General features: G+C 59.4%; 21 protein-coding genes, 1 tRNA gene and 1 pseudogene. 12 read left to right on the top strand and 11 right to left on the bottom strand.

The window, feature by feature from the left end; translation table 11 throughout:
* Positions 1 to 70: 70 nt before the first annotated feature.
* A complete protein-coding gene (locus tag ACN2TU_RS08500) occupies positions 71 to 2,872 on the top strand; it encodes an ATP-dependent helicase (RefSeq protein ID WP_435154639.1) in 2,802 nt (933 codons plus the stop codon).
* A 107-nt stretch (positions 2,873 to 2,979) separates the two neighbouring features.
* Positions 2,980 to 4,584 carry an SLC13 family permease gene (locus ACN2TU_RS08495; RefSeq protein WP_435154638.1) on the top strand — a complete coding sequence of 535 codons (1,605 nt, stop codon included), beginning with the start codon at positions 2,980 to 2,982 and terminating at the stop codon, positions 4,582 to 4,584.
* A gap of 43 nt (positions 4,585 to 4,627) precedes the next feature.
* On the opposite strand, the gene ACN2TU_RS08490 is transcribed toward ACN2TU_RS08495, so the two are convergent.
* Entirely contained in the window at positions 4,628 to 7,276 is a 2,649-nt protein-coding gene (locus tag ACN2TU_RS08490) for an AAA domain-containing protein (protein ID WP_435154637.1), read from the bottom strand.
* A gap of 323 nt (positions 7,277 to 7,599) precedes the next feature.
* Here ACN2TU_RS08490 and ACN2TU_RS08485 point away from each other — a divergent pair, with 323 nt between their 5' ends.
* From ACN2TU_RS08485 to ACN2TU_RS08475, 3 genes are all read left to right on the top strand, one after another.
* Entirely contained in the window at positions 7,600 to 8,163 is a 564-nt protein-coding gene (locus tag ACN2TU_RS08485; RefSeq protein ID WP_435154636.1) for a hypothetical protein, read from the top strand.
* A 129-nt stretch (positions 8,164 to 8,292) separates the two neighbouring features.
* Entirely contained in the window at positions 8,293 to 8,502 is a 210-nt protein-coding gene (locus tag ACN2TU_RS08480) for a hypothetical protein (RefSeq protein WP_435154634.1), read from the top strand.
* A gap of 246 nt (positions 8,503 to 8,748) precedes the next feature.
* Positions 8,749 to 9,036 (top strand): hypothetical protein, encoded by a 288-nt coding sequence (locus tag ACN2TU_RS08475; RefSeq protein ID WP_435154633.1) that lies wholly within the window; start codon positions 8,749 to 8,751, stop codon positions 9,034 to 9,036.
* 32 nt (positions 9,037 to 9,068) lie between these two features.
* Here the strand turns inward: ACN2TU_RS08475 and ACN2TU_RS08470 are convergent, their stop codons facing one another.
* On the bottom strand, positions 9,069 to 10,028 hold the full coding sequence (locus ACN2TU_RS08470) for a zinc-dependent metalloprotease (protein WP_435154631.1): 960 nt from the start codon (positions 10,026 to 10,028) through the stop codon (positions 9,069 to 9,071).
* Positions 10,029 to 10,076: 48 nt separating this feature from the next.
* Positions 10,077 to 10,283 carry a hypothetical protein gene (locus ACN2TU_RS08465; protein WP_435154630.1) on the bottom strand — a complete coding sequence of 69 codons (207 nt, stop codon included), beginning with the start codon at positions 10,281 to 10,283 and terminating at the stop codon, positions 10,077 to 10,079.
* A gap of 111 nt (positions 10,284 to 10,394) precedes the next feature.
* On the opposite strand from ACN2TU_RS08465, the gene ACN2TU_RS08460 reads away from it, so the two are divergent.
* The 4 genes from ACN2TU_RS08460 (at position 10,395) to purF (ending at position 13,513) form a co-directional block, all read left to right on the top strand.
* Positions 10,395 to 11,462, top strand: coding sequence for a M20/M25/M40 family metallo-hydrolase (locus ACN2TU_RS08460; RefSeq protein ID WP_435154629.1), 1,068 nt, complete (start codon positions 10,395 to 10,397; stop codon positions 11,460 to 11,462).
* A gap of 71 nt (positions 11,463 to 11,533) precedes the next feature.
* A complete protein-coding gene (locus ACN2TU_RS08455; RefSeq protein WP_049970133.1) occupies positions 11,534 to 11,716 on the top strand; it encodes an LSM domain-containing protein in 183 nt (60 codons plus the stop codon).
* Entirely contained in the window at positions 11,713 to 11,889 is a 177-nt protein-coding gene (locus tag ACN2TU_RS08450) for a 50S ribosomal protein L37e (protein ID WP_227775825.1), read from the top strand. The genes ACN2TU_RS08455 and ACN2TU_RS08450 overlap by 4 nt, the downstream gene beginning before the upstream one ends.
* A gap of 160 nt (positions 11,890 to 12,049) precedes the next feature.
* The gene (purF, locus tag ACN2TU_RS08445; RefSeq protein ID WP_435154626.1) at positions 12,050 to 13,513 is read left to right on the top strand and encodes an amidophosphoribosyltransferase; all 1,464 of its coding nucleotides are present in this window, start codon (positions 12,050 to 12,052) and stop codon (positions 13,511 to 13,513) included.
* A gap of 444 nt (positions 13,514 to 13,957) precedes the next feature.
* Here purF and ACN2TU_RS08440 read toward each other — a convergent pair whose 3' ends face one another.
* From ACN2TU_RS08440 to ACN2TU_RS08430, 3 genes are all read right to left on the bottom strand, one after another.
* Positions 13,958 to 14,134, bottom strand: a complete 177-nt coding sequence (locus ACN2TU_RS08440; protein WP_435154625.1) for a DUF8027 family protein — start codon at positions 14,132 to 14,134, stop codon at positions 13,958 to 13,960.
* A gap of 69 nt (positions 14,135 to 14,203) precedes the next feature.
* Entirely contained in the window at positions 14,204 to 14,764 is a 561-nt protein-coding gene (locus ACN2TU_RS08435; RefSeq protein ID WP_435154623.1) for a DUF420 domain-containing protein, read from the bottom strand.
* A 32-nt stretch (positions 14,765 to 14,796) separates the two neighbouring features.
* Positions 14,797 to 14,937, bottom strand: a complete 141-nt coding sequence (locus ACN2TU_RS08430; RefSeq protein ID WP_435154621.1) for an FmdB family zinc ribbon protein — start codon at positions 14,935 to 14,937, stop codon at positions 14,797 to 14,799.
* 140 nt (positions 14,938 to 15,077) lie between these two features.
* Here ACN2TU_RS08430 and ACN2TU_RS08425 point away from each other — a divergent pair.
* Positions 15,078 to 15,162 (top strand) — tRNA-Leu (locus tag ACN2TU_RS08425).
* A 195-nt stretch (positions 15,163 to 15,357) separates the two neighbouring features.
* On the opposite strand, the gene ACN2TU_RS08420 is transcribed toward ACN2TU_RS08425, so the two are convergent.
* The 4 genes and pseudogenes from ACN2TU_RS08420 to ACN2TU_RS08405 all read right to left on the bottom strand — a co-directional run bounded on the left by ACN2TU_RS08420 (position 15,358) and on the right by ACN2TU_RS08405 (position 16,813).
* The gene (locus tag ACN2TU_RS08420) at positions 15,358 to 15,708 is read right to left on the bottom strand and encodes a DsrE family protein (protein ID WP_435154620.1); all 351 of its coding nucleotides are present in this window, start codon (positions 15,706 to 15,708) and stop codon (positions 15,358 to 15,360) included.
* Between the two features lie 22 nt (positions 15,709 to 15,730).
* Positions 15,731 to 16,132: an acyl-CoA thioesterase gene (locus tag ACN2TU_RS08415; RefSeq protein ID WP_435154618.1), complete on the bottom strand. Its 402-nt coding sequence runs from the start codon at positions 16,130 to 16,132 to the stop codon at positions 15,731 to 15,733.
* An 85-nt stretch (positions 16,133 to 16,217) separates the two neighbouring features.
* A pseudogene (locus ACN2TU_RS08410) lies at positions 16,218 to 16,561 on the bottom strand (VOC family protein).
* 48 nt (positions 16,562 to 16,609) lie between these two features.
* Positions 16,610 to 16,813, bottom strand: coding sequence for a TOBE domain-containing protein (locus tag ACN2TU_RS08405; RefSeq protein ID WP_435154617.1), 204 nt, complete (start codon positions 16,811 to 16,813; stop codon positions 16,610 to 16,612).
* 133 nt (positions 16,814 to 16,946) lie between these two features.
* On the opposite strand from ACN2TU_RS08405, the gene ACN2TU_RS08400 reads away from it, so the two are divergent.
* Positions 16,947 to 17,456 carry a helix-turn-helix domain-containing protein gene (locus ACN2TU_RS08400; RefSeq protein WP_435154615.1) on the top strand — a complete coding sequence of 170 codons (510 nt, stop codon included), beginning with the start codon at positions 16,947 to 16,949 and terminating at the stop codon, positions 17,454 to 17,456.
* Between the two features lie 31 nt (positions 17,457 to 17,487).
* Complete coding sequence (locus tag ACN2TU_RS08395) at positions 17,488 to 18,696, top strand: alanyl-tRNA editing protein (RefSeq protein ID WP_435154613.1); 1,209 nt, start codon at positions 17,488 to 17,490, stop codon at positions 18,694 to 18,696.
* A 21-nt stretch (positions 18,697 to 18,717) separates the two neighbouring features.
* Here ACN2TU_RS08395 and ACN2TU_RS08390 read toward each other — a convergent pair whose 3' ends face one another.
* Complete coding sequence (locus ACN2TU_RS08390; RefSeq protein ID WP_435154611.1) at positions 18,718 to 20,718, bottom strand: prolyl oligopeptidase family serine peptidase; 2,001 nt, start codon at positions 20,716 to 20,718, stop codon at positions 18,718 to 18,720.
* Positions 20,719 to 20,782: the final 64 nt, after the last annotated feature.

The raw sequence follows: 20,782 nt of genomic DNA, 5'->3' as shown, positions 1-20,782 counted from the left end.
CAGTCTCGTCGATTTCACTTTCACTCCGCTGGCATAACCCTCTTTGTCGCTGACTCCCAACGCGGAACAAATGGATGGGAGAACGCTGTTGGCCCGCGAAGGGTTCGAGTTCGACCCGGATGCAGTCGAACTCGCGGACGAGGAGGTGTTAGACCTCCTCGAACCGGCGGTCAGGGAGTGGTGGGTCGAAGCGTTCGGCGAGTTCGTTCCGGAGAACGGCGGATTTTTCACGCCGCCACAGCGCGAAGCGATACCACTGATTCACGGCCGCGAGAACGCCCTCATCGCCTCGCCAACCGGGAGCGGAAAAACGCTCGCCTCCTTTACCGCGATTTTGAACGAACTGTTCCGTCGAGAGCGCGAATCGGGGCTCGAAAATTCGGTCTACTGTCTCTACGTCTCCCCGCTGAAGTCGCTGGCGAACGACATCCACAGAAATCTCGAAGTCCCGTTGTCGGGCATCCGCGAGAGAATGGCGGATGGGGAACCGCACGACGCAGCATCGTCGGCGTGCGCCGACGATGCTGCCGACTCAACCGATTCCGCACGTTCGGTAAGCGAAGTTCGACACGCGATTCGACACGGCGATACGGACTCCGCCGCACGGCAGAAAATGCTGAAAGAGACGCCGCATATCCTCAATACGACGCCGGAAACGCTCGCCATCCTGCTCAACTCGCCGAAGTTCAAGGAAAAGCTCAGTACCGTCGAATACGTCGTCGTGGACGAAATCCACAGCCTCGCGGATGGAAAACGAGGAACGCATCTGTCGGTCAGTCTCGAACGCCTCGAAAACATCGCGGACGCCTCGCCGACGAGAATCGGCTGTTCCGCGACGGTCGAACCGCTTTCCGACATCGCGGAGTTTCTGGTCGGCCGGGAGACACCCGGCGGGGAGAGTCGGGAGTATGAAATCGTGGATACGCGGTTCGTCCGCGAGTTCGACCTCGAACTCCACTGTCCGACGGACGACCTCATCAACACGCCACGGGAGTCGGTGCAGCACCGATTTTATCATCAGTTGGACGAGCTCATTCGAAACCATACGAACACGCTCGTGTTCACGAACACACGCTCCGGGGCGGAGCACGTGCTACAAAATCTTCGTGAACAGTTCGATGGCTACGACGAGGACAACTCCGGTTGTCACCACGGCAGCCTCTCGAAGGAGGCCCGCCAGCGAATCGAAGGACGACTGAAGGAGGGCGATTTGGACGTGGTGACGACCTCCACGAGTCTCGAACTCGGAATCGACATGCCACACGTGGATTTGGTGGTGCAGGTCGGCTCACCGAAAAGCGTCGCCTCCTTGCTCCAGCGCGTCGGACGTGCGGGCCATCAACTCGGACAGACCGTCACCGGGCGGGTTATCGCCCTCGACAGGGACGAACTGATAGAGTGTGCTGTAATGCTGAAGAAGGCAGAAGAGGGGTTCGTGGACCGCGTGTTCGTCCCTGAGGAGGCACAGGACGTGGCGGCCCAACACGTCTACGGCATGGCGATCAACGACGTTCGGCGGGAGGCGGACATCCGAGCGACGCTCCAGCGCGCCTATCCCTACCGGAACTACGGCGACGAAGCGTGGAAATCGCTCCTGCGCTATCTCACTGCGGACTACGACGGACTTGAGGACAAAAACGTCTACGCGAAGGTGTGGCGCGACGGGAACGATCCGCCGGACGGCGAGTATCATTATCCTGAGTTCCCGGTCGGCGAGACGTTGATGGGAAAGCGCGGCCGCCTCGCCCGCGTCATTTACATGACGAACATCGGAACGATTCCCGATTCGTTTTCCTGCGACGTGTTCACCCGAGCGGACAACGAGTGGGTCGGGGATTTGGACGAAAACTACCTCGACACGCTCGAAAAGGGCGACGTGTTCGTCCTCGGCGGGCAGCATTTCGAGTACAGCTATCGGCGCGGGTCGAAGGTGTACGTCGACCGCACCAACGCTCGTCCGACGGTTCCCTCGTGGTTTTCCGAACGCCTGCCGCTTTCGTACGACCTCGGGCGGGAAATCACCGCGTTTCAGGGTGAACTCCTCTCCCGACTTACCGACCGCGGCAAATCCGCGGTTCGCGTGTGGCTTCGGAAATTTCCGCTGGACGAAAACAGCGTCCGCGCCGTCGTCCGGATGTTCGACGAACAGGTTCGATACGCCGGTGCCGAAAGCATCAGTACCGATGACCGACTAACGGTAGAAATCGAGATGGACAGGGACGAGTACAAGCGCCACTACTACGTCCACTCGAACTACGGGCGACGATTCAACGACGGCCTCTCGCGCGTCGTCGCCTACCGGTGCGCCCAATCGGCCAACACCAACGTCTCCGTTGCAGTCTCGGACAACGGATTTACCGTCTCGATGCCGCTGAATCGAAAGGTGGACGTTGCGAGTATACTCCGCGATATTTCGCCGGACGAACTGCGCGACGATTTGCGGGCTGCGCTCTCGGGAACCGATCTTCTCCAGCGCTATTTCCGAATCAACGCCACGCGGTCGCTGATGATACTCAAACGCTACAAGGGATACGAAAAATCCGCCAGCGAGCAGCAGGTGTCCAGCGAGATGTTGCTGGGATTCGCCGACGGGTTGGACGATTTCGCGGTCATCGAGGAGACCTACCGCGAAATCATCGAGGACAAACTCGCACTGGAGGCGGTCGAAGACGTACTCGAAGCGGTGCAAGCGAACGATATCGATATCGTCCAGCACCGAGTGCAATCCCCGACACCGCGAGCGTTCGGCCTCGCAACCCTCATGGCGAGCGATATCGTTCTCGCCGAGGACGAAAATGCGGTGTTACAGGAGTTCCACGAACGAGTACTCGACGAAATCGAAGATGGTGAGGAACGCGTCGAAACGGATTGAAAGCGAAAACGTGAGTCCGACCAGCGGTATGGTTGTTATGCATCTTAAAATTCACCGTGGTCGGCCAAAAGACTAATCCAATCGCATTCAATTGAATGTGGTTACCAATGGCAGGGCAATCGAATCCGCGCCGTCGCCTCCTCATCTTCGTCATCGCACTGTTCGGAACCGCACTCATCGCAGGCGCTCCGAGTCCGTCAGGTCTCTCGACTCGGGGGCAATTCGCGCTTGCGACGATGTTCTTCGCGGGATTATTGTGGGTCACGGGAGCGTTTCCGCTGGCTGTGACGGCACTCTCGATACCAATCCTCCTCACCGTGTTCGGCGTCTACGCCGATTTGGACGAGGCACTGGTCGGTTTTGCGGACCACCTCATTTTCCTGTTCATCGCCGGGTTCATGCTAGCGAACGCGCTCCAGAAGTACGACATCGACCGACGTATCGCACTCTGGATGATGTCGGTGATGGGGTCGTCACCGCGCAGACTCGTCCTCGCCGTCATGCTGGCGACGGCGTTTCTCTCGATGTGGGTGTCGAACACGGCAACCGCCGCGATGATGACGCCAATCGCGCTCGGCGTCCTCTCACAGGTTCTCGGACGTGAGAACGTGGAAGCGGCGAGCGAGACCACGACTGACACCGATGTGACCGCCACCGACGGCGGAATCGCGGCAGCGGACGAGTTCTCGAACATCCAGGTGTCGATGCTCCTCGGAACCGCGTACGCCGCCAGCGTCGGTGGCGTCGGAACGCTCATCGGAACGCCGCCAAATGCTGTTCTCGCGTCCCAACTCAACGAAATTCTCGGCTACGAAATTGGCTTCGCACAGTGGCTGATCATCGGCGTTCCGATAGTGGCCATCACGCTCCCCGTCGTCTGGTACGTTCTTACCTACGTGCTCTATCCACCACAAGTCGAGGACGTAAGTGACGCGCGGGAACAGGCCCGCCGGTATCTCGCCGAAGAAGGGGAACTAAGCACTCGAGGGAAACGCGTCGCTGCGATCTTCACCGCGACGGCGTTGCTCTGGGTCGTCGGCGGATTAGGCGACTTCCTCGGGCCGTACCTCCCACCGACGTGGGAAGTGACGCTCTTCGGTGGGGACGGAACGAGCGTCTTCGGGATTGACGGCCACCAAGGGATACTTTACTACGTCGTAGTCGGATTATTGGCGATTCCGTCGCTCGTGCTGGCGGACACGATGGAATGGGACGACCTCGTCGATATCGATTGGGGCACCATCCTCCTGTTTGGTGGTGGTATCGCGCTCGCGGATGCGCTGGCGACCACCGGGGCGACGAAGTGGATTGCTGACTCGGTCTTTACCTCGCTCACGGGTGCCCCCATCGTGCTCGTGGTCGGTGCGGTGGTGCTTCTCGTCATCTTCCTCACCGAAATGACGAGCAACACCGCAACCGCAACCATAATCATTCCGATCCTCATCAGCATCGGGAGCGTCTTCGCCGCTACGCTCGGTCTCACGGACGTAGCCGCGGCAGTCTTTCTCTCCGTATCGGGAGCTATTGCGGCGAGTTTCGCGTTCGCGCTGCCGGTGGCCACGCCGCCGAACGCCATCGTGTTCGGAAGCGGGTATCTAAAACAGAGCCAGATGATGCGCGCTGGCGTGGTTCTGAACCTGCTGATGACGGTCATCCTCACCGGACTCATCTGGTTGCTCTTCCAGTTCGTCTGGCCGCAGGTTCTCTGGTAACGTCGGACGAATCGATTTCGGCGACGGAGTGTCGGTTTTTGGCTTACATCGCCCAATCGACCATCCGGTCGTAGAGCGGCTCCGACCGGAGTGCGGTTTCGTCGCCGACGAGTACGAGGGATTTTTTCGCTCGGGTCAGCGCGACGTTCAACCGGCGGTAGTCGTCGAAGATCGGACTGTCCAAATCGCCCGTGGCGACGAACGAGACGATGATGACTTCCTTGCTCGACCCCTGAAAGCGGTCGACCGTATCGACCGCAACCGACTCGTCAACCCGGCGTGAAATCTCCGCGACCTGTGCTCGGAAAGGCGCGATGACGCCGATATCTTCGCGTTCGACGCCCGCATTCGTGAACTGTGAGACGAGTTCTCGGACGCGCTCCGCTTCCGCTGGATTCGTGTTGCCGACCGTTTTCCCACTGGAGTCGAGGAACGAAACCCATTCCTGGAGGTTCGATGGAAGCGTTGAGGGGGAAACACTCGGCAGGTCAACGAGTCGCTGGGCAGCGACTTCGCCGCTTGCAGGCCGAAGCACACCGTCGTAAAACTCCTGCGACGAGAACGCCTGAATCTGTTGGGCCATCCGGTACTGGCGTTCCAGCATGACCGAGGCGTCGGGATATCGTTCCACGAGCCGTTCGAACAACGATTCAGCAAGGTCGTTTTCGGCACGTACTACCGGCGGCAGTTGATGATGATCGCCGACGAGAACGAACCGCTCCGCGAGATTGATGGCGGCGAGCGTGGCGGGTTCGGTCAACTGCGAGGCTTCGTCCACGAGCGCCACATCGAAGGCCTGTTCGCGCATGATACGCGAACCGCAGGTAGCCGTCGTCGCCGCGACGACGCTCGCACCTTTAAGTTCCGCCGCGCGTGTTCCGGGGTCGCCGCCGTACGCCAATCGGATATCCTGCATGTCCTCGCGGACGCCGTTTTCGGTGCCGACGCGAACGATATCTTCGAAGCCCTGTTCCCGCAGCGCTTCGAGCGCGTTGTCCACCGCGCGATTCGTAAAGGCAGAAAGCAGGACGCGGTTGCCGTCTTCGACGAGTGCCCGAATCGTTCGCGCGATGGTGTAGGTTTTCCCGGTACCGGGCGGTCCGTGGATGAGGGCGCAATCCTCGGCGTTCACGGCGAGGTTGACCGCTGCATTCTGGGAGTCGTTGTTCGGGATGTACGGTTCGTGGCCGTCCGCAAATTCGGGTTTCTGCCGCCCGAACAGGACGGATTTCCGGCGCGGGTCGCCCTTCAGCAAACAGTCGTGCAGGGCGGTGAGCATCCTATCCGCGGACAGTTCGGAGGGATACACGTCGAGTCGGCGGAGTTCGACCGGTTCGTCGGTCGTGACGACGATTTCGTCGCCGAGTTGCTTCACTCGCGCCAGCTCCGCGTGGCCACTGACGGGATGGCCGTTGCTGGCGAGCACCACGTCGCCCTCCCGAATCTTCGAGACGGCATCGTCAGTTTGCCGGGCACGGAGTTCCCAGCGCTCGCCGTCTATCTGCCGCTGGCCCACAGGTTCCAACTCGATGAGGGCTCGGTCGTCGTTCGCGCGTTCCTCGGCCGTCTGCTCCCACAGTTTGGCGTACTCCCGATGGGTCGATCGCCGCTCCTCTTCGATTTCGCGATACTTCCGGTCGAAATACTCGCGTTCGTCCTCGGGAATCGGTGTTCCGATCTGCCCGGCTTTCGACTCCTGTCCGAGTCGCCCCGAGACGACCATACAGGTGTCCTTCTCGAAACAGTATTCGCATTTTGCGTTCGCCTCGTAGCCCGTCGGAACGCCCATCTCGAACTCCATTGCGGCGATTTCGTTGCGAGTGCGGACGACGAATTCGAGGAGACCTTTCCCGATCGAGAACTCCTTGGCGGGTGAGAGGTCACCGGTCTCCTCGGTGCGGTCTAAGGCGGAGTTTTTCGTGTACAGCAGGGTTCCGGTGTCCGCCGGAACGTCGCGTTCTTGCAGGAGGAGGGCGTAACAGGCCGCCTGAATTTTGTCCTGAAATCGCGGGTCGCGATTGGTGTTTTTCCCGGTCTTCAGTTCGACCGGCATCCCACGTCGGAGCGCGTCGCACCGACCTTTGATGCCGAATCGCTCGCTGATGAGCGTATACTCGCTTCGCCAGTCGTCGGTGTCGTCCAGCACGCCCTGTTCGAGCCAGCCCTCGATTGCGCGGGCGTTCTGGCGCACCTCGCCTGCGACTTCCTCCGCCTCGCGTCCGAGGAGGCCGAGTTCCAACCCCGCCTCCTCGACGCGCTCGTCTATCGAATCGTCCAACTCGCGCCCCCGGAGCAGGTCGCCGAACACCTCGTGGACGATGGTTCCTTTGATGACCGGGTAGTTTAGCGGAATTCCGGACAGCTTGTTCAGATAGTACATGCGGGGGCACTGCACCCACGAGCGAACGTCGGTCACGTTCACGAGGAAGTCGGGTTCGACCACGACGTAAGACTCCTTGCTCGTCGCGTATTTCGTCTCGCCATCGTACTCGGATTCCTCGACATCCGTCACTAGGAGATCCATTCCGTCATCGAGGAGTACGGCGCTCTCGGTCCATTTGCCCCACAGCGTCACCGTCCGTGGCACGTCGTCGTCCGGTTTCACGACCACCTCCGCGAGTTCGCGCTCGCCGTACCGGGTGGTCACGGTTCGTACCTCGCCCGGTTCGGTGACAGTCCCCCGTATATTCACGAGGTTTTGTATTGTCCCTCGCCGAAAAATTCTATCGATTACGACGGCGATTTGGGCATAGGGTTGTGGTTGGCCGTGGATATGAGACTCAAGTTTGATGGAGAAATGAGACTGGTCTATAGCGACGAAGTGTGTCTATAATCGTGACGATAGCTGTTGACGGCAATAGCTGGCGGCAACTCGATACCACTGTCTGTTATTCATACTGGTACCACGACACTACCTAGCAAATCAGAAACAAAACGAATATTTCAGTAACTCAACCAAGCACCCTATCCCCCTGAAGCGACACGTTAATCTCCTCGGCGTGACACGGGGTACCCATGCGGGTTCGAGAATGGGAGGAAATCCTACAGGACGTTATCGACCGCGACGTTGACCCCGAAGGCTGGCGGGCCGCCGGGGGGAAGCGAGCAGGCGGTGTCGGCGAGGATTTGTATCTCGGCCATCGGAAAGCGGGCCTTTACCATCTGAAGACCTACGCGAAAAATCCCTATCAGGTTCGCGGCGTCGGCACGCGAGTCGCCCGGAAACTGGATGATGAAATCGGGAGCTACCTCCCGGAAAAGGATTCCCGCGCAGGTCGGTTCGCGGTTCGAAACCCGGCGGAGGAGAAACCCGACGAGGAGGAAGCAAAAGCGCGTGCAAAACATCTCGAGGAGGTGCTCAAAGCACACGCCGACGCGCCGACATCGGGCGCTGATCTCTTCGACGACGTGATGGAGACGATCGAAAGTCCGGCGTTCGGCCCGATGGACTTCGATGGATACGACCGCCCCGAATCCGTCGGAAGCCTCTCGGAGACGTTCGAGGAGAGCGAAAAACTGCTGAGTTCGGAACTGGACGACCTCATCGACGAGGACGAGGTCGGTCGCGGGTTCCAATGACACGTCACGTACCCTACTGTTAGCGAAATCGATTCGACGACCTTCGAAACGACAGTTCCCTCCGGAATCCTCGACGAATGGCTCGACGTACTGGCCGACGAACGGTGTCGGTACGTCCTTCGGCGAGCGATGTACGAACCAGACGGAGTGTTGACGATACCGCAACTGGTGGCACCCCCCGTGTCGGAGCTGTCCGAATCGATGCTGTATCACGTCGTACTTCCCCGACTCCGGAACGGACATCTCGTCGATTACGACGAACGAACGGGGATGATACGATATCAACAAAATCCGACCTTCGAAGCGTTGTTCGAGGAGACAGAACGTTATCGTCGATAGGCACGCAGAACACGAGTGGAAACGCGACTACCGTTTTCCGAACGTTATCCGTTGACGGATATGACGATCGTCGTTTTCCGTCGATGAACAATCGTCGATAGGGTGGTGGATTTCGTGTCGGTCGGTACATCCATCCCATCGCTAATTATCTCAGGGGACACGAGCGGGCATTTGACTCACGCGCGTCTCGCCGGGGTTTAAGAACCTCCCACTCTCCCTCTCTCGCATGGGAGCAGTGAACCTGGCGTGCGACACGAAGACGCTATCCCGACCGTTGAGACGACGTGCAGAGCGACTCGGCACCGCGACGACTCCTCAAAATCGGGTGCGATGATGGTCGGGCCGATGACTCGTGAAGACCGGTCGGCCGCCATGTCACGGTTGAAAATCGTGATCGTCCTGTTGGTCGGCGCGTCCGGCGGCCTCATCGCACTGCAGAGCGGTGCGGATATGGTCGGGGTGCTGGCCGCCGTGGTAAGTGGTCTTCTCCTCGGCGTGCTCTTGACGTGGTATCTGACGTGGATTACGCGGTGAATTAGTACGAAGCTGAAAGTCGATATTCGGTATTACGCTCCGATTCGCGCCAGCCACTGCTCGGGCTGGTCGAGTTCGTCATCGGTCGGCAGGTTCTCCGGCGCGTCCCACACGCGCGTCGCGGTTTCGATGCTTTCGACGTCGACGACGTACTCGAAGAACTCCTTGCCGCGCTCGTACTGCCTGCGTTTCATACCGAGCCCGAGCATCCGCCGGACGAGTTTCGACAGGGGATTCATGCCTTTCCGTCGGGCTTCGATTTTCCGTCGCAAGTCCTCGTACTCGTCGTCGAACGCTTTGTCCATGAGGAGTTCGGCGTAGCCTTCGACGGATGTCATCGCGGCGTCGAGTTCGCGGAACGCTTCACGGTCGACCTCGCCGTGGGCCAGCGCTTCGACGCCGGATTCCATCCGTGCTTCGAGATGGTCGGAGAGCCACGGGGCCGCGCCGAACTCCGCGGCGTGGGTCACTTCGTGGAAGGCGATCCAGCGGCGGAATCGGTCGAAATCCACATTTAACTTCCCTGCGATACGCTCGATGTTCGGGTGGACGAAGTAGAGGGCGTGGTCGTCGTCATCGCCGTCCGCGAGCAAGAGCGGGTCGTACTGGCCGAGAACGTTGTTGCCGAGAAGAGCGAGCATGAACGACATGGTTCCCGTGTTGACAACGCGGGCGACGCCGGGGAGCACTGCCGGGCCGTGTTCCTCGATGGGTTCCATCACGCGCCGGAAGGTGGTGATGTTAGCGTCTATCCAGTGGTGTCGATTTTGAATTTCGATGGTGTCCGGCACGTCGAACGAAACACCGGAAACGTCGCGGACGCGAGCACGGGCATCACGAACGTCGCTCGCGTATCCTGTCTGTTCCGCGGCGGAGAGGTCGATAGACCCGGGGTCTGTCGCTGACTTCGCCGCTTCAGCAACCGCACCCCAGTCGATGGGACCGTTTCCGGATGCGCCAGTGACGGCACGGACGCTACGATATAGATTCACGGGGTTACGTTTGGTTCGCGCGGACAAAATCCTTCTGTCCGCGCGTTTCTACCCTCGGCGTCGATTCCGTACGACGGCGAGGACGATGACTGCGAGAAGGATGAGAACTGGCCCGAGTTTCCCCGTAATCGGTGGCTGTTCCTGTCCCCCCTCGTCTCGTCCACTTTCAGTTCGACCCCAGTCGAGTTCCGGCCTTTCGCCGCCCACGTTGAGCGTGAGGTTCGGTTCGTGTAGGTGTAGTTCGAAAAACCCCATATCATTCCATTCGGTTATCTTGCTCTTATCGGTTCGGGATAGTTGTCCACTAGATTTCATTTCATGGCGATGTTCGAGGGGTTGAAGATACATCGGGTCTCGTTCATCAGTATGAACGAAGACCGTCGTGCGTTTTTACAGACACTGCTGACGACGCCCAGTCCATCGGGATTCGAGGTTCCGGGACAGCGCGTCTGGGTCGAATACGTTTCCGAATTCGCCGACGAAGTTCGAACGGACGAATACGGTAACGCTGTCGCTGTTGTCGAAGGCGACGGCCCCGAAATCGCCTTCGCGGGCCACGCTGACCAAATCGGTCTCATCGTTGCTGGCATCGACGACGACGGGTTCGTCCGCGTCGATAAAATCGGTGGGTCGGACAGAACCGTGACGAAGGGCCAGCACGTCGAGATTCACACCGACGACGGCATCGTCACCGGCGTCGTCGGCCAACGAGCGATTCACCTGCGCGATACGGCGGACGACGAGTTCGAGGATATCGCCGAACAGCACGTCGATATCGGCGCAACGTCAGAAGACGAAGCCAACGAACTCGTGGACGTGGGCGACCCCATCGTTTTCTCGCCGACCATCGAAGACCTGCACGGTTCACGATTGGCCGGACCGGGTATCGACAACCGCGTCGGGACGTGGGTCGCCGCGGAGGCGCTTCGGCGCGCAGCGGAACGTGGTACCGATGCGACGGTGTACGCCGTCAGCACGGTGCAGGAGGAAGTCGGACTGCAAGGGGCGAAGATGGTCGGGTTCGACCTCGACCCCGACGCCATCGTCGCCGTAGACGTGACGCACGCGATGGACAGTCCCGACGTGACCAGCGAAGAACGATACGGCGACATCGATATCGAACTCGGAGGTGGCCCCGTCGTCGCCCGTGGAAGTACGAACCATCCCGAAGTCGTCTCTGCAGTCCGCGAGGCGGCACGTGAAGCCGACATCCCCGTCCAACTACAAGCCGCGGGGATTCGAACCGGAACGGACGCGGACGCCTTTTTCACTGCCCGTGGTGGAACGCCGTCGCTCAATCTCGGCCTGCCGAATCGCTACATGCATACCCCCGTCGAAGTCATCGACACCGACGATTTGGAGGCGTCGACCGACCTGCTCGCCGAGTTCGCTGTGCGGGCGAGCGACCGGGACGGCTTCTCCGTCGACCTCTAAATTCAGTACGAGCGGAAGGTTTGGACTTGCGTTCCGGTACGTTTATCAACACAAACACTGGGTTTGTTGATATGAGCGGACGACCACTCGACGTTCTCGAAGCGTCGCTGAACTCTGTTGTGACTGTGCAGTTGAAGGGTGGCGAGGAGTACACCGGCACGCTTACCGGCTACGACCAGCACATGAATCTCGTCATCGAAGACGAAGACACAACCATTATACGCGGCGATAACGTCGTTTCGATTAATCCATGACTGGCGCAGGAACCCCAAGCCAGGGCAAGAAGAACAAGACGACTCACGTAAAGTGCCGCCGCTGTGGCGAGAAATCGTACCACTCGCGAAAGAAAGAATGCTCGTCGTGCGGTTTCGGTAAGTCGAGCAAGCAGCGAAGCTACGAGTGGCAGAGCCGAGCAGGCGACAACTAAGCGTCTGCTGTTGAATTTTTCCTCTTACTCATTCACCGGTGAGCCGTCGGTGTATCTATCGACACAAGATATACACAAATATGTATATTTGGTTCCGTCGGGATACTGAATACGGCACGATAACGGGGGTTTTTACTACTGGCCCGTGCTATGGTCAGCTATGTCAACTGGCCGGGACGGGAACCTCGGCGGGCCGACGGAGAAATGCGGCGTCGTCGGCGCGTCACTCGCAGGTCGAGACGCGGCACGCCCCCTGTACTACTCGCTGTACGCCCTCCAACACCGCGGGCAGGAGTCGGCGGGAATCGTCACGCACGACGGATTTCAACAACACGACCACGTTTCGATGGGTCTCGTCGGCGACGCCTTCGACGAGGAGGATATCAACGGGCTCAAAGGGAGCGCCGGAATCGGGCACGTCCGCTATCCGACCGCCGGAAGCGTGGATAAGAGTTGTGCACAACCGTTTACCGTCTCGTTCAAGAGCGGGTCGCTCGCGCTCTCGCACAACGGCAACCTCGTCAACTCCGACAAGATTCGGGACGAACTCGCCGGGAAGGGTCACGCCTTTACCTCCGACGGCGACACCGAAGTTATCGCGCACGATTTAGCGCGCAACCTACTGGAAGAAGATCTCATCCGTGCGGTCAAGCGAACGATGAACCGCATCCATGGGTCGTACTCGTTAGCCATCATGCACGACGACACAGTCCTCGGCGTGCGCGACCCGGAGGGTAATCGCCCACTTGTCATCGGCAAAGTCGATGACGGCTACGTCATCGCCAGCGAATCTTCGGCTATCGACACCATCGATGGTGAACTCGTTCGCGACGTTCGCCCCGGCGAACTCGTCGTCCTCCAAGCCGATGGCGAGGGATACGACACCTATCAACTCGTGAAGCGCGACCAAACCGCCCACTGCTTTTTCGAACACGTCTACTTCGCCCGGCCGGACAGCGTCATCGACGGCAATCTCGTCTACGAAGTGCGGCGAGAACTCGGCCGAAAACTCTGGGAGGAAAGCGGCATCGAATCCGATGTCGTAATGCCCGTACCGGACTCGGGTCGCGCCTTCGCGTCGGGCTATGCTGAGGCGGCACAGGAGGACGGCTCGGACGTGGAGTTCGCGGAAGGGATGATGAAAAATCGCTACGTCGGGCGGACGTTCATCATGCCGACGCAGGACGAACGGGAGCGCGCGGTACGTCTCAAACTCAACCCCATCAAATCGACCGTCGAGGGCCGCACCGTGACCATCATCGACGACAGCATCGTTCGCGGGACGACTTCGACGCAACTTGTTCAACTGCTCAAGGACTGTGGAGCGGAAGAAGTCCACATGCGAATCGGTGCCCCGCCAATCGTCGCGCCGTGTTACATGGGCATCAACATGGCTACCCGCGAGGAACTCATCGCCTCCGACAAATCCGTCGAGGAGATTCGGGACGCCATCGCCGCAGACAGTCTCGCCTACCTCTCGAAGGAGGCCATCGCGGAGTCGCTCGCTGTCCAGCAGGGAGACCTTTGTTTGGGCTGTGTAACCGGCGAATATCCCTACGACATCGAGGACGAGGAGACCGACCGCGACGTGTCGCGTCCGGTTATTGAGGGTGCCAGCGACTAAACGAACGGATTTTTGAGAAGGCTGATTTTCGAAACGACAGCGAGGACGACGAGCGAAGGCGAGTCGTCCGCAAACGATAGGCAAGAGAATCAACCAAGAAAACACTATTTTCGCGTTCACACTCCATCGGCGGATGAAGGGCGAAGGAGCCGACGGACGACGAACGAAGTGAGTCTTCCGAGGTGACTGAGGGCTTCGTTTGAACCAGCAATTGTGGTTATCCCGTTCGAGTCAGTATCGTTCGGAGCGGGTTCGGATTCTGCCACGACTACAGGGACGCTGGCTGAAGCTGGTTCAAACGAAGCCCTCGAACGTCGCTCGTTTCACTCGCTCCGTTCTCGCCCTTCATCCGCCGAGTCCCGCAGGTCATTCGCGCAGATTCCGACAAAAATCGAAAGACGGTTTGCTGTCACGCCGTTTCCACCCTCGCACTCCCTCCCCAATTCACTTTTTTTTGTCCAGAAGTCGGTGGATGTCGTCTTCACTAAGGATGTCGAGGAGGCTGCCGCCGTTTTCGTACTCCTCGCGCTGGCTCGGCGTTAGGAACTGCTCATCGTGTTCTTCCAGTCGTTCTTCGAGCATCTCGTCCAAGTCGTCCTCGTCGTACCCCGGAATTGGCATACGTATCGTAAGGGCCGTCGAAGCAAATATCATGCGGCTAGGTAGCACGCGAAAATCAAATTTTGGTTCTCAGTAGACGATGTAGAGAAGAGCGTAGACGACCACGCCGAGAGAAAAGGAAATCAGCCAGAGCGTCGCCGCGATGCGCCCGACTCGTGGATGGTTCGTCTTCGGAAGTTCGCTGACTGGATACGAGAGCGCAAGCAGGAGCACGTAGTAGAGTAGCGGGATGCAGGCGATGGCCAACAGCATATGAATCGCCAACACCGGCAGGTAAACGAACTGGTAGACGGTTTCCGGGCCTGCGAACTCGGTCGGCCCCTCCAGCGATACGCGGTAGAGATAGAGACCAAGGAAGGCGACGAACAACACGACGCCGGTCAGCATTCCGGCGCGGTGTCGAGCGATGTTTCCGCGGCGGATGTCGTGCCACGCGGTGCCGATGACGCCGATTGCGATGAGGCTGATGACGGCGTTGACGCGTGGAATCGCTTCCAGAAACGAATGGGGCGCGCGCGGAATCGACCCCCTCGGAATGATGCCGAGCACCGCGGCGAACACCAGCGCGAGCGAAACGAATGTCAACAGCACGGTCAGCGCCGGAACGTTGTTTCGTACCGTAGACTCCATATCCTCGCGTTAGGACTCTGGAGGCATACCAGTTACTTCACGATTCGATGGAGTGGTTCCGCCTCACAGGATGGACAGGAATCGAGCGGCAGGTCGAACGCTCGCCCGCAGTCGGCACAGACATAGTCGATTCGGGTGTTTCGAAACCAGTTGATGAGCCGTTGGAGGGGCATCTTTCGTTGTATCGCATCCCGTAATCATGAATGTAGTGGCTCCTTTCACGCTTTCCGTGCGAATTGTTCTCGTCGGCAATGCAAATGAAAGGCCTTTTATTAGGCCACCATCTACGATTGAGTGCAGAAAGACACAGCGGGCGTGGGTAGCCAAGCTAGGCCAACGGCGCAGCGTTGAGGGCGCTGTCCCGTAGGGGTCCGCCGGTTCAAATCCGGTCCCACGCATCGCATGCGCGGCTTCGCCGCGAACTGTGAGGCGGTGTAACCGCCGAACACGATGCAGGTGATCTCCTTCGAGGACATCACCCACGCACAATCCTACTGAAACAACACTCACCAGCAGTGGCTGGCTCGTTTCAGGCTCTCACAGCAATCGCTGATTGCTGTGTTATTTTCATACCAAAATTGGGTTCACGGCCTTCACAGCCGAATGTAGGCGTACTCTCGCGTCTGGAGGCGAGTTAGTTCGCCGACGCCTGATGAGACGGTTTCGACGCCCGCGACGAGGTTCGATTCGTCCACCGCGGGACTTCGAATCGCGTTGCTGCACGCCTTGTACTCGACGCCCCAGTCGAGCAGTTTCCGAACGTCGTCGGCGATATCCGAATCGCGTTCGAGGGTTGCGATTGCTCTCCCGGCGTCGAAAAGGACGGCGACGGTATCGATTTCGAGCGTCTCGTCCGCGAGGAGGTTTTCGACTTTCGAGACGGCGCGTTCGGCGACCTCCGGCGTCGAAACGTGGAAAACGGTTTTCATGCGAAAATGTCGCATACAGTGGGCAAAGCGATTCCGGTCAAAGACGCTCGTGCGTTACGATACGGTCTCGCAGTTCTGAAGAGATCGCCGTGGGTTCGCCCGTGTCTGGGTCGATGGCGACCTGCACGACTTCGGCAGTGGCGGCAACGTCGTCCCCCGCCCGAATTTCATATTCCATCGTGATGCTGGAGTCGCCGAGTTCCGGGACGCGCATGGCGACGGTCACCTCGTCATCGGGGGTTATCGACCGCCGGTAGTCGATTTCGAGATGGGCGACGACGCCGCTGATTTCGTCCAGTTGAACGCCAATGACGTCCCGAAAGTAGTTGAGTCGCGCCTGTTCGAGATAGGTCGCGTACACCGCGTTGTTGACGTGTCCCATCGTGTCGAAATCGCGGTAGCGTGTTTCGACTTCGGTGGTGTAGCCGAAATTGTCCATAAAATCCGTAGTCGAAAGCCGATAAATCCGTCTGTCGATTCGGGCCGGAAGTTACGAACGGTCAGTGAGGCTTTTGCGATGGAACCTATCCCTCCTCGTGGCCGAACGTCTGCACTTCGACGGTTCGCCCCTCGGGGTCGTCCGCAAAGAAGTGGTAGATATCGTAGGCCGGATTTGCCTCCGGTTGCTCGCGTGCGCAGTCTTCCAGTTCGTCATACAACGAATCGACACCATTGCGGTCGTCGGTGACGAAGGTGAGAATTTCGTCGGTATCCGCCGACTCGCGCGCACAAAACCCGAAGAGCATGTTGTCGTATTGCAGAATCGTACAGTCGGTCTGTTCGAGCCATACGTCCGCACCGAGGCGGTCGGTGTAGAATTCGACGGTCGGTTCACGGGTTCGCTGGCGAAGAAGACGATACCACTCATAACGGGAACGACACGATGAGCCGAAAAAAGCGTTCGCCCTCGACCGCACTAGTCCGACCGAACCATCACATCCGTCGCCTTGATTACTGCTGTCAGTTCCATTCCTTCCTCGATTTCGAGGTTTTCGACCGATTCACGGGTGATGACCGCCGTTATCGTCTCATCGTTTACGTCGAGCGTAACTTCGGCGGTAACGTCGCCCGTTTCGACTTCTACGACCTCTCCTGTCAATCGATTTCGCGCACTAAGCATCCCAGTTCCCCCGACAGCAACACGACGACTCCGCGAATAAGCGTTCGGGGCGTTCGACGTGTTCGGAGAGTTCGCGCACTTTGCTCCGGAGTACAAACGCGATATTGAAATGTTTCCCCTCCCTAACAGGTGCATGGCCAAGTACTCGACCGGGAACTCCTCCGGCAGTGGTGGTGGCGGTTCCTGTGAACTCTGCGGCAAAGCGACCGACTCGCTTACAGAGGTCAGCGTCGCAGGCGCACGATTAGAGGTGTGTGGGAACTGCGCAAGCCACAACGATGCGGCAAAGCGCACTGAAACCGAGTCCACGGAACCGAGCGAACAGGATCGGAAACGCCGGGCTGCCCAGCGCACGGCGAGGATGGACGACGCTCGCAAAGGCGACGCACGACACTGGGAAGAGGAAGGGACGAACTACGACAGCGACCCACTTCCATATCTCGTCTCCAACTACGGTGATAGCGTGATCGAAGCGCGACAGGATGCGGGCCTCCAACGCGGAGAACTCGCCGACGAACTCGGGATTCAGGAAAAACACCTCCTCGCTGTCGAACAGAACCGCGCGAACCGTGCGGGCGTCGGCGGGTCGGTTATCGAGGCGCTGGAAGACCGTCTCAACCTGACGTTGTCGGAATCGGCGTAGCGTTTTTGTCTCCCCGTTTCGGAGAACGGGTATGACTCGCGCACCTGCAGAACCCTATCGGACGAGTTTCGAGACGACGGTCGAACGACGTGACGGGCGTGACGTGGTGCTCTCCGAGACGTTCTTTTACTCGGAGAGTGGTGGCCAACCCGCCGACAAAGGTGTCATCGGCGGATTTCGTGTCGAAGACGTACAGAAGCGTGACGGTGCGGTAGTTCATCGACTCGACGCCGAGTCGGCCACCGACTCAAATCCGGATTTCGAAGCGGGCGACGCTGTCGTCGCCCACGTCGATGAAGAGTTCCGAACCTACTGCATGCGAGCACACACGGCGAGTCACGTCCTCTACGGCGCAGGTAGGCGACTGTTGGACGACCTCGGATACGGCGGATTCGACATCAGTGCGGAGAAAATCCGCGTCGATTTCGAGACATCCACGGACATCGACGACGCGTTGCTGGTCGAACTCGAGCGTCTGACCAACCGCGCGGTCTGGGACTCGCTTCCCGTTTCGTGGGAGGAGGTTCCACAGGAAGTCGCGATGAAACGGGCAGATATCGCGTTCAACACGAAAACCGAGGAGGGCGTGCTGAGCGACTCGGACACGGTTCGAGTCGTAGAAATCGACGGCTGGGACGTGGCGGCCTGTGGCGGAACCCACGTCAGGAACACGCAGGAAATTGGCCCCGTTACCGTGCTCGAACGCTCGAACCCGGGCGAAGGGCTGACGCGCGTCGAGTTCGCAGTCGGTCCAGCAGCCCTCCGCCACAAAACCGACCAAAAGCGGTTCGCACTCGATGCGGCGCGAGTCGCGGGAACGAGCGTCGCGGACTTGTCCGAAGAAATCACCCGACTGACTGACGAACTCGATACTCTCGAATCTGAATTGCAAGATGCGAAATCGCGGGTCGTCGATGCGAAAATCGAGGAACTCGCGGACGAGACGGTGTCCCGAAACGGTACCGAATGGTTGGTCGGTGCCATCGACGGCATCGGCTCGAACGAACTCGCAGACCGTGTTCGAACACTCGCGGGCGACGTGGCTGATGTAGTCGTTCTCACCGGCGAAGACGGTGCGACGTTCCTCGTCGTCGGTGCGGATGGCGAAATCGGAGCGGGTGACGTGGTGGACGAAGTAACCGCCGAGTTCGGCGGTGGCGGCGGTGGCAGTCCGTCCTTCGCGCAGGGTGGTGGGCTATCGGCGGAACCGGACGAAATCGTCGCGTTTCTGCGCGAGTAAAAGCGAACCATCGACGCCGAATCAGACGCCTAACCGGTCGAAGAGGAACGTCCATTCGTCCAACTTCTCGCGGACGACCATTTCCGTCGGCTTGCCCGTCCCGTGGCCCGTGTCTCGTTCCTCGCGGAGCAGGATGGGCTGGTCGGACGTGTTCAGCTCCTGCACTCGCGCGGTCATCTTCCGGGCGTGGAACGGATGCACTCGGCTGTCTCCCTTGGCGGTTTTGAACAGGACGGCGGGATACTCCCGCGCTTCGACGTTGTGATACGGCGAATAGTCGTGGATGTACTCGAACGCGTCAGGGTCGTCAGGCGACCCGTACTCCGCTGTCCACGACGCGCCAAGCAGGAATTTGTGGTACCGGAGCATATCGAGCAGCGGGACGATACAGAGGCAGGCGGAAAACAGGTCGGGTCGCTGGGTGAGCGTCGCTCCGACCGTTAGGCCGCCGTTGCTTCGCCCCTCGATTCCGAGTCGTTCGGGTCGGGTGTAGCCTCGGTCTGTCAGGTATTCCGCGGCCGCGATGAAATCGTCGAAGGTGTTCTGTTTGTTCCCCTCTCGCGCTGCGTGGTGCCACGTTTCGCCGAACTCGCCGCCGCCGCGAAGGTTCGCGATGGCGAAGACGCCACCCCATTCGAGAAACGGAATCGCGTAGCGCCGGAACGTCGGCGTCTGACTGTTTTCGAACCCGCCGTAGCCGTAGAGAACCGTCGGATTGTCCCCATCCAGTTCGACGCCAGCGTGGACGACGAACATCGGAATTTCGGTTCCATCCTTCGATTCGTACCACTCCTGTTCGACTTCGATGTCGGCGTCGATGGCGACTTTCGGGCGGTCGATTTCGGTGAGGCCGTCATCGACCGCGTACCGGTATACTGTCGGCGGTTGGTCGAACGACTGGAAGCGAAAGAAACAATCGTCGGTTTCGTTTGACCCACGCAAGCCGTCTATCGAACCGGTTCCGGGCAGGGAAACGTCTTCGACGTGTTCACCGTCGAGTGTGAATACCGAGAGTTCGGAGACAGCATCCCGTTCGTACAACGCCACGATGTGGTCGCCCGCGACGGTGAAGTCCTTCAAGATGGCCTCTCGCTCCGGGACGACTGATTCGAGGTCGTTCGCGGTCAGGTCGTCTTCCTCGATATTTGCGACCCCAATACGGTAGTTCTGCGCGTCCGCACTCGTTCGGAAGAAGACTCGGTCGTCGTGGATGTGGGGGACGAACATCGCGTCTTCGCCGACGATGAGCGGTTCGAACTCCCCGTTTCGCTCGTGGTACACGTCAGAACGTTCCCACCCGCGTAAGAGCGCGGCCACGACGTGGTCGCCGTCATCATCGGTGTAGAGGCTTGCCCACGTCTGGTCATCGAGTTCGATCGGAAGTTCTCGGTCGTCGTTCTCGTCATCGCCGAGTCGGTGGAACGCCACCGATTTGTCGAGTTGTCCCCCTTCGTCGAACGTCCCGGTTCGACCGTAGTAGAATCCATCGTCGCCCCACGCAACTGTGAACTCGCCGGTTCGTCCCGTGTTCCGGATTTCGTCCACGAGGTCGCCGGTTTCGGCGTCGATGACGCGAACGTCGTACTGTTCGGTGCCACCTTCCATGACGCCGTAGGCGACGAGCGAGCCGTCGGGTGATGGGATGAACCAGTTTATCGTCAGCGTACCGTCGTCGCTCCAATCGTTCGGGTCGGCGAGCACGCGGCGCTCGCCGTCGAACTCGTCCCGAACCGTCAGAACTGGGAGGTCGTCACCGGGAAACAGCACGCGCTGAAAATAGCCACTGGACGTGGGTGTGACCGGAAAATACACGGCAGTTTTCGCGAGGGATTCGAACCGGGGCTGAAGTTCGTCGCGGGTCGCAGTGTTGAGATGAGAATCGGCGAACTCGTTCTGTGCGGTAACCCATTCTTTGACGCCCTCGTCGTCACCCTCTAACCAGCGGTATGGGTCGGAGATATCCTCGCCGTGGAGCGTTTCGACGGTGTCGCGTTTCTCGGTTCGCGGTGGATCCGTTGCCATGATGAAAAATTTCGCACAGATCGATAATAGATATTGGGAAGCGGCAACACACCGGATAATCGGC

It is taken from the genome of Haladaptatus marinus, from assembly GCF_051194195.1.
The sequence above is the reverse complement of the archived record's forward strand: the minus strand, read 5'-3'. Positions and strand labels throughout refer to the sequence as shown.